The 14183-nt window shown below is 57.0% G+C and carries 8 protein-coding genes; all 8 read left to right on the top strand.

Annotated features, from left to right (window positions below):
- Positions 1-105 precede the first annotated feature (105 nt).
- Genes M504_RS10000 through M504_RS09965 form a run of 8 tightly spaced genes read left to right on the top strand, consistent with a single transcriptional unit; the run spans position 106 to position 14182 of the window.
- Complete coding sequence (locus M504_RS10000; RefSeq protein WP_047494357.1) at positions 106-909, top strand: DUF4159 domain-containing protein; 804 nt, start codon at positions 106-108, stop codon at positions 907-909.
- A gap of 15 nt (positions 910-924) precedes the next feature.
- Positions 925-3219, top strand: a complete 2295-nt coding sequence (locus M504_RS09995) for a glutamine amidotransferase (RefSeq protein ID WP_047490756.1) — start codon at positions 925-927, stop codon at positions 3217-3219.
- Positions 3216-4139, top strand: a complete 924-nt coding sequence (locus M504_RS09990) for a hypothetical protein (RefSeq protein WP_047490754.1) — start codon at positions 3216-3218, stop codon at positions 4137-4139. The genes M504_RS09995 and M504_RS09990 overlap by 4 nt, the downstream gene beginning before the upstream one ends.
- Positions 4136-6310 (top strand): tetratricopeptide repeat protein, encoded by a 2175-nt coding sequence (locus M504_RS09985; protein WP_047490751.1) that lies wholly within the window; start codon positions 4136-4138, stop codon positions 6308-6310. Before M504_RS09990 ends, M504_RS09985 begins: the two co-directional genes overlap by 4 nt.
- Before the next feature lie 17 nt (positions 6311-6327).
- Positions 6328-7350 (top strand): MoxR family ATPase, encoded by a 1023-nt coding sequence (locus M504_RS09980; RefSeq protein ID WP_047490748.1) that lies wholly within the window; start codon positions 6328-6330, stop codon positions 7348-7350.
- Between the two features lie 3 nt (positions 7351-7353).
- The gene (locus M504_RS09975) at positions 7354-8244 is read left to right on the top strand and encodes a DUF58 domain-containing protein (RefSeq protein ID WP_047490746.1); all 891 of its coding nucleotides are present in this window, start codon (positions 7354-7356) and stop codon (positions 8242-8244) included.
- Between the two features lie 38 nt (positions 8245-8282).
- Positions 8283-10313, top strand: a complete 2031-nt coding sequence (locus tag M504_RS09970) for a BatA and WFA domain-containing protein (RefSeq protein ID WP_047490743.1) — start codon at positions 8283-8285, stop codon at positions 10311-10313.
- Positions 10310-14182 (top strand): DUF4175 family protein, encoded by a 3873-nt coding sequence (locus M504_RS09965; protein WP_047490740.1) that lies wholly within the window; start codon positions 10310-10312, stop codon positions 14180-14182. The genes M504_RS09970 and M504_RS09965 overlap by 4 nt, the downstream gene beginning before the upstream one ends.
- Position 14183: the final 1 nt, after the last annotated feature.

Genomic DNA, 14183 nt, shown 5'->3' with positions numbered 1-14183 from the left:
AACAACTGTGCCGCGTCGTCCGTCTGTATGGGTAAGACGCAAGCGATTTCTGTTAGTCTCAGCCGCACACGCACGCACACCGCTTTTGTTGGAGGACGCCTCCCGATGAAGCTTTCGCGCATTGCATTGATAGCCGCCCTGTGCGGAGCCGTGTGTGCTGTTGGAGTGCGTGCGTGGCAGCGCGTGGGCAACTTTGGCTTTGGTAGCGATGACTCACCTTCCAATGTAAAGTCAGAGTTTTACTGGTCGCGGCTGTCGTATGCGTCGTCCCTGTCCAGCTACGGCGGTTATGGTGGCGGCTACTTCGGGCGCTACTCCTGGGCGCGCGATTATCCCAAGGCAGACCGGCAGTTTCTGATCGCAATGCATCGGCTGACGCGCATTGATGGGCGTCCGTATGAGCAGGTGGTCAACCTGGATTCCGACGAGATTTTCAACTATCCGTGGATTTATGCAGTGCAGGTGCAGACGTGGAGCCTCACAGATGATGAGGCGAAGCGGCTGCACGACTATCTGCTGAAGGGTGGCTTCCTGATGGTGGATGACTTCCACGGCACCGACGATTGGGACAACTTCATGCGCGGCATGCGGCAGGTGCTGCCGGATAGTCCCGTGGAAGATCTGCAATCGAACGATGAAATCTTTCACACGCTGTACGACGTGGATGACAAGATGCAGATTCCCGGCGAGCACTATATCCGCACGCATCGCACGTATGAAAAGGATGGCTATCAGCCGAAGTGGCGAGCCATTCGCGATAAGGATGGCCGCATTATGGTGGCCATTTGCCACAACATGCATCTGGGTGATGCTTGGGAGTGGGCCGACGATCCTTACTATCCTGAACCGTTTGCCTCCATGGCATTTCGCGTGGGGTTGGACTACATCCTGTATGGCATGACGCACTGAGGCGCTCTCCCAAACATGTTTCCGCTGCTCTTCAAGTATCCGAGTACGGTGTTTGCGAAGGGACACCTTGTGTTCCTGTCGCGGTGGCCTGTGTGGCTGCTGCCGTTGCTTGTGGTGTTGGTGGTGCTTGGTCTTGGCGTGTTGATTCGGTATCGTCTGCAACAGATCAAGCCGTATAGGAACCAAACTCCGGCCATGACGCATCGTCGTGCATGGAGTGTGTGGGCGTTGCAGTCGGCTTTGGTAACGCTGATTCTTCTGTTGCTATGGCAACCTGCGCTGTCCGTTGCGGAACTGAGTTCGCAGCAGAACATCATTGCGGTGGTCGTCGATGATTCGCGTTCCATGGCGACAGCGGATGCGGATGGAAAGCCGCGTATCGATGTTGCGCTGAATGCGTTGCGCGGCGGTGTGCTGGACGGTTTGAACAAACGTTTTCACACACGGCTTTACACGCTAGATAGCAAGTTGACGAAGATCGATTCGTTGAACGGCATGGCTGCTGCGGGAAGTGCAACGCATCTGGGCGATGGATTGCAGCAACTTGCCACGGAGACTGCGGATTTGCCGGTGGGTGCCGTTGTTCTGCTAACGGATGGCAGTGAGAACGCTGCAGGGCTTGGCGGTAGCGGGATATCGCTGGCGGCGATGCAGGCTTTGCGCAATCGCAGATTGCCGGTGCATACCGTTGCGTTTGGCTCTGACAAGCCGCTGCACGATCTTGAGATGGAAGATGTCAGTGTTGCACCGAATGCAGTGGTGAATGCGCGCACCACCGCCTCGCTGACTTTTGTGCAGCACGGCTATGCGAATCAACAGGCGACGTTGACGATTCGTGACGGCGATCGAACACTTGCGGCGAAGAGCATTACGCTGCAACGCGATGGTGTGATGCAGACAGAGCCACTATTCTTCTCCGCTGGCGATGCGGGGGCCCGAACACTGGTGTTTTCCGTGGAGCCATTCGCGGATGAAAGCAACGCGAAGAATAATGCGTTGACGCGGCCCGTCCTGGTGCGTGATGCGAAGCGCCGCATCTTGTATGTGGAAGGCGAGCCGCGATGGCAGTTCCGCTTTCTGCGTCGTGCTGAAGAAGATGACCCTTCTGTGCAGATTGTCTCGATGCTACGCACCAGCGAGAACAAGATCTATCGGCAGGGCATCAGTGGTCCAGATGAGCTTGCCGACGGATTTCCCACAAAGGCGGAAGACCTGTTTGCCTATAGCGGCATCATCATTGGTTCGGTTGCCGCAGACTACTTCACGCCTGCGCAGCAGGAGTTGATTCGTGAGTATGTGGATCGACGCGGTGGGGGCGTTCTGTTTCTTGGCGGACGGCAGTCATTGAGTGATGGCGGATGGACCGCGTCGAGTCTGAATGAGTTGATGCCCACGTTTCTTCCTGCCGGAACGAATCATTTCAAACGCAATGCGGCTTTGGTCAACCTGACGGATGCGGGTGTAGCGTCACCGACGACGCGGCTGTTGGAAGATCCGCAGAAAAATGCAGAGCGTTGGAGAAAGTTGACGTACCTCGCGGATTTTGAAGATCCCGGCAGTGCGAAGCCGGGGGCAACTGTGCTTGCGGAGATGAGCAGCGGCGGAAAGCGTATGCCGTTTCTCATCACGCAGAACTATGGCAATGGGCGCACCGCGATTCTGGCCAGCGGTGGCACATGGCGATGGCAGATGAGTGAAGCACTGGGTGATCCGTCGCACAATCTGTTCTTTCAGCAGTTGCTACGTTGGTTGGTGGCGGATACGCCCGGTGCGGTGAGCGTGAACACATCGGCGCGCACGTTGTCCGATACAGGGCGCATCGACATTACGGCAACGGTGCATGACAAGCAGTTTCAACCGGCGCGCGATGCGCACGTGATGGCGCATGTGACGGGACCTGCAGGTGTGGATGCCGCGTTGGAGATGAAGCCTTCGCAGGAGACGCCGGGCTTGTACACCGCAAGTTATACGGCGGAGAAGGCTGGGCCCTATCTCACGGAAGTTACGGCAACCTCTGACAAGGATGAGCTTGGGCGCGATACCGCAACGTTTCAGCGTGAGGACGGTGTTGCGGAGGCGTTTCACACTGAGGCAAATCCGAAGCTGTTGGAGCAGCTTGCGCGCGATACTGGCGGCAGTGCTTGGGCAGGGAATGACCTGAAGAATCTGCCGCAGGATATTTCGTATTCCGAAGCGGGCATCTCTGTTCGTTCGATCAAAGAGCTTTGGAATATGCCGATTGTGTTTGTGCTGCTGCTGGCGCTTCCGTTGGCGGAATGGTTGATGCGCAGGAAATGGGGTGTCGTATGAAGCGACTCCTCTTATTATTTGTGAGTTTACTCTTCACGTTGCACGCAGCGGCTGCAACGTATTACGTCACCGTTGCGGGGCTGGGTGGTGAACCGGATTACGAGCAACGCTTCACGGCGAATGCAAAAGATTTAGATAAGGTGTTCCGCGGAATAACAGGAGCGCACGTTGTTACTTTGACTGGAGCGCAGGCCACTGCAGCCCAGCTGCGTGCGGCGTTGTTGAATGTAGCCCAGCAAGCAACGGCGACTGATGACTTTGTACTGGTGCTCATTGGGCACGGATCATTCGATGGAACGGAATACAAGTTCAACATGGTGGGGCCCGATTTAACGGCTGCGGAGATTGCTGCGATGTGCGATCGAATTCCATCGAAGCGACAGCTGGTGGTGGACACCACAAGTTCCAGCGGTGGCGCGGTTGCTGCGTTGGAACGCAGTGGCCGTGTTGTTATCGCGGCGACGAAGTCGGGCACGGAGAAAAATGCGACGGTGTTTGCGCGGTATTTTGTCGAGTCGTTACAGGATGCCTCTGCGGATGTCGACAAGAATGAATCACTGACAGCAGCAGAGGCCTACACGTATGCTTCGCGCAAAACCACTGCGTTTTATGAGTCGCAGAAGCGATTGGCGACGGAACATGCGATGTTTAACGACACCGGCCACGGCGAAGCCGTACGCGAAGTGGGCAATGGCCAAGGACAGTTGATGGCCAGCTTCACGCTGCTGCGTTATGGTGCTGCGCAGAAGGCCGCGAGTGATCCGGCGAAGCAATCACTCCTGGCAAAGAAGGAAGAGTTGGAGCAGAAGATCGATGTGCTGAAGTACAACAAGGCCGCGATGGACCCTGCTGAATATAAGCAGCAGTTGACCGCAGCGTTGTTGGAACTGGCGCGGGTGCAGGGGGAGTTGGATAAATGAAAACCTTGCTTGCCTTCGCTTTGTTCGTTTCCGCTGCGCACGCCGTAACACCGGCGGATTGCTGGAAGTTGGTGCATAACGGACAACCTGCGCGGGCTTGCTTTACCCAATTGACGGAGAGCAGCAGCGCCTATGACCGTGCAGAGGGTGCATGGGGACTGGAGGACTGGCAGAGCGCGAATGAGAATTTCCGCGATGCAACCGCGAGTGCGAATAGTCCTGCAATGTACAAAGTCCGCTGGGGCATGCTGCTGCATGAGCGATTCAACAATGCAGACGCCGCCGGCTTGTTCCGCGAGGCGTCGCAGAAAGACCCGAACAACGCGCAAGCGTATCTCGGGCTCGCAACTGTGGAGGCAGAGGATTACAGCGGCAATCCGAATGTTTCCATTGCAAAGGCGTTGGAGCATGATCCGAAGTTGGCCGCGGCGCATGAGCTTGCAGCAAAGATCGCGCTGGATAACGACAATCGTGAACTGGCCGAGAAAGAAGCAGACGCAGCGCTGGCACTTGACTCAGAAGCGACAAGCGCCATGGCGACACATGCTGCGCTGGAGTTGATTGCGGATCGTCCTGCAGATGCGTGGATCGCGAAGATTCTAGCAGTGAACCCGCACGATGGCGACGCGTACATGCAGATGGCGCATCATCTGGAGCTGCATTACCGGTTCAACGATGCCGCTGCGTACTACCGCAAGGCGACCGAGAAGCAGCCGGAATTATGGGCGGCACATTCGGCTTTGGGTGTGGAGGAGATGCGATTGGGGCGTGCGGAGGCGCCGCAGAAAGAACTGGAGCTTGCCTACAACAATAGCTATCGTGACCCCGCGACTGTAAATAGTTTGCGGCTGCTGGACTCGCTGGCGAAGTTCAAGACAGTGAAGGATGCGAGCACGGTGCTGATCCTTGATCCCAAGGAGAGTGATCTCTTGGCGCCGTATGTGCAGGCCGAGCTGCACACCATTCTCGCGACGTATTCGAAAAAGTACGCGATGGAGTTGCACGGGCCAGTGCAGGTGGAGATGTATCCCAACCATGAAGACTTTGCTGTGCGCACCATGGGCATGCCGGGATTGGGTGCGTTGGGCGTGACGTTTGGGCAGGTGATTGCGATGGATTCGCCATCGGGACGCAAGCCGGGTGAATTTAACTGGGGCGCAACGTTATGGCATGAGATGAGCCACGCGTACATCATCACTGCAACGAATCAACGTGTACCGAGATGGTTCACCGAAGGACTTGCGGTGCATGAAGAAGGGCAGCGTTCGGCGGAGTGGAGAGACCGCGTGACGCCGGATATTCTGCTGGCGATTCGCGATAAGAAGTTGATGCCGGTGGACAAGCTGGATCGTGGATTTGTGCACCAGGAATATCCGGGGCAAGTCCTGGTGAGCTATTTCCAGGCGGGCGCTATCTGCGATTACATCAGCAATACAGCAGGTGAGGCGAAGCTATTAGACATAGTGCATGCGTACGCCGCTGGGGAGGACACGAAGCAGGCGCTGCAGTCGGTGCTGCATCTTTCGACGGAAGAGTTTGACAAGCAGTTTTTTGCTTCGATCGATAAACAATATGGAAACGAAGCTCAGGGCTTTGATGCATGGCGCGCGAAGTTGAAGGCGCTGGTCGCCTCCGCTGAAGCAAAGCAGTATGACGATGTAATCGCAAATGCACCCGCGGCGATTGCGCTGTATCCCGAATATACCGGCGATGCGAATGCGTATGAATTGCTTGCAGATGCGCAGCATGCAAAAGGGAGTGCCGCGGAAGAAGCGAAGGCTTTGAATGCTTATATGCATGCAGGTGGCCAGCAACCGGAGCTGTTGAAGCGACTGGCGGCGTTCCAGGAGAAAGCAGGTGATTCGCCTGCTGCCATCGCAACCTTGACGCGCATCCTCTATATCTATCCGGTGCGCGATACGGAGTTGCACAAGCATCTTGGATCGCTGTTGCTTGCGGCGAAGCAGTATGACGGTGCGGTGCGTGAATATGCCGCAGCCGTCGCAACGCGTCCCCTCGATATGGCGGGCGCGCAGTATGACTTGGCATCTGCGTACATGGCTGCGGGACAACGGGATAAGGCGCAGGAGACTGTGTTGCTGGCTCTTGAAGCAGTTCCGGATTTTCGTCCTGCGCAGAAGCTCTTACTTGAATTGCAACAAACGAAGTGAAAGGAACGCGAGACCAGATGGCCTTCACCGATCTTCCACCGGATGCAGCACAACTTCAGCAGCGCATTGAACGATTTCATGCCGTGCGTGAGAGCATTGTCCAGCAGGTTCGCCAGGTCATCGTCGGGCAGGACGATGTGATCGAGCAGGTGCTCATTGCACTGTTTGTTGGCGGCCATTGTCTGTTGACAGGCATGCCCGGAACCGCGAAGACATTGATGGTGCGCACCGTCGCGGAGGCACTTGGGCTGGAGTTTCGACGCATTCAATTCACGCCTGACTTGATGCCGTCAGACATCACGGGCACGGACATTATTGAAGAGGATGCATCGACGGGGCATCGTCGTTGGACGTTTGTGCAGGGCCCAATTTTTGGCAATGTAATTCTTGCTGACGAAATCAACCGCACACCGCCGAAGACGCAGGCTGCGTTGCTAGAAGCGATGCAGGAACGTTCTTGCACGGTGCGCGGACATATCTACAAGCTGCCTTCGCCCTTCTTTGTATTGGCTACGCAAAACCCAATTGAACTGGAAGGAACGTATCCACTGCCCGAGGCACAGTTGGATCGTTTTCTCTTCAATGCGGTTTTGGATTATCTGAGTCCTGAAGATGAATTGAAAGTGGTAGACCTTACTACTGCGACGCGCATACCGAAGATCAGCGCAGTGACGACGGCCGAGGAGTTGCTTGATTTTCAGAAGCTGGTGCGTGAAGTTCCGATATCGGAAACTCTCGCGCGCTATGTGGTTGATCTCGTCCGTGCCACACGGCATAAGAGCGACAACGCGCCCGAGTTTGTGAAGAAGTATGTGAGTTATGGCGGAAGTATTCGTGCGGCGCAGTTTATTGTGCTTGCCGCGAAGGCGCGTGCATTGTCGCGCAAGCGGTATCACGTGTCACAAGAGGATCTTACGGCGGTGACGATTCCAGTACTGCGACATCGCATTCTGCTGAATTTTCATGCGGAATCGGAACGTATGGATGCGGACAACATTCTGACGCGATTGATTGCCACCGTGCCAAGGCCGAAGGAGTAGAGGTTGCAACGATTCCTACAACCCGCGGTGTTATCGGCTATCTCTTCGCTGGATTTGTTGGCGAAGACGGTGGTGGATGGTTTTGTGGCTGGACTGCACCGGTCACCGGACTTCGGCTTCTCGCAGGAGTTTGCGGAGTATCGCGCGTATGCGCCGGGCGATGATCTGCGGCATGTGGACTGGAACCTGTATGGGCGCACGGATCGCACGTACATCAAGCGTTATCGCGGCGAGACGAATTCGCAGTTAACCGTGCTGCTGGATGCGAGCAACAGTATGCAACTGGCGAACGCAGATGTTTCCAAGATGGATTATGCGCGATATCTCGCAGCGTCGTTGTTTTATTTGGCAATCAAACGGCAGCGCGACGCCGCGGGACTGATCGTCTTCGATGATGAGGTGCGCGAATACGTGCGGCCTTCCGCGCGAGCAGGGCAGATGGCGCGATTGCTGGCTGGATTGGAGCATGCGGAGCCACGTGCGCGCACCGACTTTGGCAAGCCGCTGCATCACTTTCAGCAGTTGCTGCATCGGCGAGGTATTGCGGTGGTGGTTTCGGACTTTTATGAAGAACCGGAACTAATTGTGAAGATGATTGAACCGCTGCGCTTTCACGGAAATGAGGTGGTGCTGTTTCACGTGTTGGATCCACAGGAAGTGCGGATGGAGTTGAAGTCGGCTTCGGTGCTTGTTGATCTTGAGACGGATCAGCGCATTGAAGTGATCCCGGAATATGCGAAGACGACTTATCGGCAGAAGATGCAGACGCATATCGAAGCGCTGCAGTCGAAGGCGCGCGCTGCGGGATTGGGCTATCGACTGTTGTTGACGGATCAGCCCCTGGATCATGCGTTGCGAGAGTACCTAACGTTGCGCCAGATGGGGAACGTATGACGAACCGACAGCTGCGTGGAAAGGAGATGCGTTAAGCCGTGGGATTTCTTGCGCCGTGGTTTCTGGGTGGATTGCTTGCGCTGGGTGTGCCTGTCTTTGTGCACCTGCTGCGGCGTCATGTCACGGTGCCGCGTCCTGTCGGATCGCTGATGTTCTTTGAGCGCGGTACGCAGAGTTCTACGAAGCATCGGCGCTTGAAGTATCTGTTGCTATTTGCGTTGCGTGCGGCATTGGTGCTGCTGGTGGTGCTGGCGTTTGCGAATCCATTTATGAAGCGGCCTGCAGCTGATCCCGCGGGGCGACTGCTGATGATTGTGCTGGATAACTCGTACAGCATGCGCGCCGGGACACGCTTTGATGATGCGAAGCACGAAGCGTTGGAGACGTTGGCGAAACGCAGTGGATCGCAGCGGGCGCAGGTGATTGCAGTGGGCGGACAGGTACAAGTGCTGACACAAGTGACAGACGATGGCACTCAGTTGCGATCGGCGCTGGAGAGTGTTCAACCGGGCGATGGTCATGCGAGTTATGGCGAGCTAGCGCGCACGTTGCGTTCGTTGCGAGAGGGTAGCAGGCAGCCTGCGGACTTACATCTATTCAGCGACGTGCAGAAGTCCGCAATGCCTGCGAGTTTTGCGGATATGGTGATGCCGCCGGATGTAGCGCTGACATTGCACCAGGTGGCGAAGGGAAGTCCTACAGAAAACTGGACGGTGGCGAGCGTGGATGCGCCTGCGGAGATTGCCGATGTGAAGGATCCGAAGCAGTCGCGTGCGCGTGTAACGGTCACGGGATTTCATGCACGTGCGGCGAAGAAGAGCGTGTCACTGCTGGTGAATGGACACATTGTCGCCACGAAGCAAGTGGATGTGCCAGAGAATGGCAGCGCCACAGTCGAGTTTGCGCCGCTGGATGTGGCATATGGATTCAACCGTTGCGAAGCGCATATCGATGGCCGTGATTCGTTTGCCGCGGATGACGTGAGCTACTTTGCAATTAGGCGCTCTGATCCGGAGAAGGTGCTGTTTCTGCATGGCATTGGCGACACGCGTTCGGAGGTGTATTACGGCTCGGCGCTGGCTGCTGCGGCGCGTGCTTCGTTCACACTGCAAAGTACCAGTGCGGCGGCCGCGAATGATCTTGATCCTTCACGGTTTGCGTTTGTTGTGTTGTCTGATGCCGTTTCGTTGCCTTCCATCTTTGAACACAACCTGCAGGATTATGTGCAGAAGGGTGGCAATGTGTTGATCGCCTTGGGTACGGCTGCGGGACATCACGCGCGTGTTCCGTTGTGGGGCAGCGACGTGAAGGATACGCGTAGCTACAACGCGAATGCGCCTGCAACGGTAGGACAGGTGGACTTTACGCATCCCGCGCTGCAGGATGCGCAACCGGGGCGTGACAACGGCGGATGGGCCGAAGCGAAGGTCTTTTACGCCGCACAGGTGGATGCGGCAAATGCTCGGGTATTGGCGCGATTGAATGATGGCACGCCGCTGCTGCTGGACCGTGCGATAGGCGAAGGTCATGTGTTGTTGCTGACCACCGGGTTCGACAACTTAACGAACGATCTACCGCTGCATCCTGTGTTTGTGGCGTTCGTGGATCGGAGTGCGCGCTATCTTGCGGGTGCAGAACGGTTAGCTGGTTCTCGCGTGGTGGATAGTTTTGTAACGTTGCGCTCCGGGAATGCGTCGACAGCGAATGTTGAGGTAATTGATCCGGACGCGAAACGAGCACTGTCGTTAGAGGAAGCGCGCACGGCGCAGACGTTCCGCCTGGAGCGCACAGGCTTTTACAGCGTGCATTTTGCCAGCGGCCGGGATGCGGTGATTGGTGTGAATGCGAATCGGCTCGAGAGCGATCTGGAGCCGATGCCGCAGGATCTACAGCAGTTGTGGGCGGGAAGCAATAGCGGCGAGGCGCAGGAAAAAACTGCGGTCGCCGGCGACGCGAAATTTCAGCGCGTGAGCTTGTGGTGGTGGGTTATGCTGCTGGCACTCCTCGTAGCGATTGCGGAGACGGTTCTCTCCGGCAGCTACATGGCCACGCAGCGGGAGGATGCATGAGTTATCAGGGCGAACTCCGCAGTTATATTGCACACATCCGGCAACGGTTGCAGTTGCGCGAAGGTGTGCGTGGCGTGGCGATCTTCTTTGCAACTGCATTGGTGATGACGCTGGTGCTGGTGTTGTTGCTGAACCATTATGCATTTCCTCATACGGGCACAATGCAGGCGCGTGTTCTATTGTTCGCTCTGCTTGTTGTGGTCGCGTGTGCAGGTATTGCCTGGCCGCTGTGGCGAATGACAGCGTCACGAGCGATTGCAAACGTTGAGGCTTCGCATCCTGAACTTGAAGATCGTTTGACGACGTTTCATCAGCGCGAGGAAAAGACGAATCCGTTTGTCGAGTTGCTCGCTGCGGACACGTTGGCGAAGACGGAATATGTGAAGCCGCAAACGGTTGTGCCTGTATCAACGTTGGCAATGTTTGCTGGCGCGGGCGCTGCGTGCGTTGTGGCGTTGTTGTGGATGATTTTTGCAGCGCCTGGCTACATGGGCTACGGTGCTTCGCTGCTGTGGCGTGGTGAGCGGAAAGCTGTGCAGCCTCTCTATGGAATAGCGGTGCAGCCCGGTGATGTGACTGTGCGGCGCAACAGTGATCAGCTCATCACGGCCCAGATAACGAATCTGCATCCAGAGCGTGTGGAGCTATTTGCGCGCTTTCACAGTAGCAATGGATGGGAACCCGTAGCGATGCAGGCGATTCCGTCTGCAACGGGCAATGCGAGTTATCAATTCACGTTTACCGGATTGCCGGAGGATGTGGAGTATTACGTTACAGCGGGCCCGCTGACCTCTGAACATCACACGGTGCGTGTGGCCGATCTGGCAGCGGTGAAGTCTGTGAAGGTGACCTATCACTATCCCGCGTGGACAGGGCTGAAGACGGAGAGCCAGGAACACGCAGGTGATCTACGCGCGATTGAAGGCACGCAGGCAGAGTTGCAGATTGAGATGGACCGCCCGCTGAAGGATGGCAATCTTTCGCTGGACGATGGCCGAACGATTCATCTGGAGTCCGTCGAAGGCAATCGTTACAAGGGAACGATTGCCATGGCGAAGGATGGTGCATATCACGTTGCGGGCACTGCCGATGGCAAGCCGGTGCGGTTGAGTGAGGACTACTTCATTGCAACGGATAAAGCGGAGCCACCGCAGATTGCGATTGAGAAGCCGGGGCGGGATTACCGCGCCAGTCCGATTGAAGAAGTGACAGTTGGCGTGAAGGGCGGCGCGCAATTTGGGCTGCGCGATATGCATCTGCATTACAGCGTGAATGGCGGCCCGGATAAAGACATTGCCATGTTGAACAAGCCGGGTGCGCGCGACGCGGATGGGAAGTACACATTGCGGCTGGAAGATTTCAAGTTGCAGCCGGGTGATCTTGTCAGTCTTTACGCAACGGCGCGCGATGGTCATGCGGAGTCGCGTACGGATATCTCGTTCATCCAGGCGGATCCGTTTGAGCGTGAGTTTTCGCAGTCGCAGCAGGGGGGTGGTGGCGGCGGTGGTGGAGGCGGGCAGCAAGGCGGCAACCAGACTGACATTTCGCGGCGACAGAAAGAATTAATTGAACAGACGTGGAAGCAGATCAACGACAAAACTGCGACAGAAAAGAGCGCGAAGGCACAGGGCGATTTCCTTTCCGGAGCGCAGATCAAGCTGCGTGACCAAGTGAACGCGTTGAGTGTTCGTGTGAACAGCCGCGATCTTTCTGAGGCGAATGAAGAGTTCACCACCTTCGACAAGGCCATGCAAGAGGCGGCGAAGAACATGTTGCCTGCGAGCGAGAAGCTTTCGGTTACGAAGTGGCAGGAAGCGTTGACGTCAGAGCAGAAGGCGCTGCAGGCGTTGCTGCGTGCGGAGGCGACGTTCCGGCAGATCCAGGTAGCGTTTGGACAGCAGGGCGGTGGTGGCGGTGGTGGAGGGAACAGCACAGGGCGGGATCTGGCTTCGTTGTTTGATCTGGAGATGGACACCGAGAAGAACCAGTATGAGACCGCGCGCACTTCGTCTCCGCAGGAGGAGCACCAGAAGCAAGTCGAAGATGCGCTGGCCAAGCTGGATGCGTTGGCGAAGCGACAGGAAGAGTTAGCGCAGCAGCAGAAGAATCCGCAGCAGGCATTTCAAGAGCGCTGGCAACAGGAGATGTTGCGTCGCGAGGCGGAACAGCTGCAGCGGCAGATGGAACAGCTTGCGCAGAACAATCAGAACGGCCAACAGGGACAGTCGCAGAGCGGACAGCAGGGCCAATCTTCTTCGCAGGGCGGACAGCCGTCTTCACAAAACGGACAGCAAGGTAACCAGCAGAATGGTCAGAGCTCTTCCTCTTCTGGTAGCAGCGGCCAACAGCAGGCTCGCGGTGGTAGCAGCGGTTCGCAAGGGAGTGCAGATCAGCGCATTGAGCAGGCTTTGAATCGCGTGCGTTCGGCCAGCGATGCGATGAAGCGCGCAGGGACTCCGGGCGCAAATGGCCAGAGCGCAGAGGCGCAGCGGCAGGCGGCGGAGCGTCTGCGTGAAGCGACGAGTCTGATGGGAGGTGCGCAACAGAGTCTTGCGGGTAATCGTATGGGGCAGCTCTCGCGTGAGGCCGATCGTATCCAGCAGGAAGAGAAGGCGCAGGCGCAGCGTATTGATGACTTCACCAAGCAGACGCAGAATCGCGACTTCAACACGCAGGATTACCAGAATCTCATGCGGCAGCGGAACCAGCTTGCTGGGGATCGGCAGCAGTTGTCTGATAGCTTGTCGAAGCTGCAGAAGAACATGCGCGATGCCGCGTCGGGCATGGCAGCGAATCAGCCGGACGCCGCGAAGAAGGTGCGTGATGCGTTGTCGGAGATGGATAACAGCGATCTCGACAACCGTATGCAGCGGAGTGCGGACTGGCTGAGGACCGGCGTTAATCCCAACAGCAATGGTACGGAGAAGGGCATCGCGGATGGCTTGTCGAAGCTGTCGTCGCAACTGCATGCCGCTTCCGGTGCAGTTGGCAATGGCAATGGACAACGTCCACAAGATGCAGGAAAGCCGGATCAGGATGCGGCATTGGGGCAAGTGGCGCGTTTGCGTTCGGAGTTGCAGGCAATGCAGGCTTCGCGGCAGGACAATGGTTTGAATCGCGGCGGCAGCGGACAGCAGGGGAATGGTCAGCAGAATCGCAACGGTCAGCTAGGTCAAGGACAGCAACAAGGACAGCAACAACAGGGGCAGGGATCACAGCAGGGCAATGGATCGCAGCAGGGGCGCGGGGGCCAGCAATCGGGAGGCTCTCAGCAAGGTGGTGGTACGCAGTCTGCGCAAAATGGTGGCGGCCAAGGCAGCAATGGGCAGATGGCAGGTAATCGCAATGGTGGCGCTTTGACGCGGGGCAATGGACGCGATGGCGCCACGGATGATCGCGGTGGTCAGCTTGGTGATTTGGGCAATCGCGTGAACGGCGGCGGAGGCGGGCGCGGGACGGTCTTTGGCGGTGCCAATACCGGCAACAATACGTATGCGGCGGGCGGCACGCCGTTCGGCGCAAAGGATACGTCTGACAACCCTGCGGATACGGAACGAAACTACCAGCAGAGTCTTCGCCAGTTACTCGTACTTCGCGGCACGGTCAAGGGTGATCCGCAGGCGCAGAAGGATCTTGAAGAGCTAACGCGGCAAATGCAGAATCTGGATCCGAAGCGGTTCCCGGGAAATCCTGCGATGGTGGAACAGATGCACAGCGAAGTCTTGCGCACCGTGGATCGCCTGGAGTTGGAGCTACAACGCAGTGGCGATACGACGGCGCACACAGGAACGCCGCAGACAATCCCTGCGGGATACAGCGATTCCGTTGCGGACTACTATCGCCGGCTGAGCAAGAACAGTACTCGCTAAA

It is taken from the genome of Terriglobus sp. TAA 43 (assembly GCF_000800015.1).
In the GTDB taxonomy this organism is placed as follows: domain Bacteria; phylum Acidobacteriota; class Terriglobia; order Terriglobales; family Acidobacteriaceae; genus Terriglobus.
The sequence above is the reverse complement of the archived record's forward strand: the minus strand, read 5'-3'. Positions and strand labels throughout refer to the sequence as shown.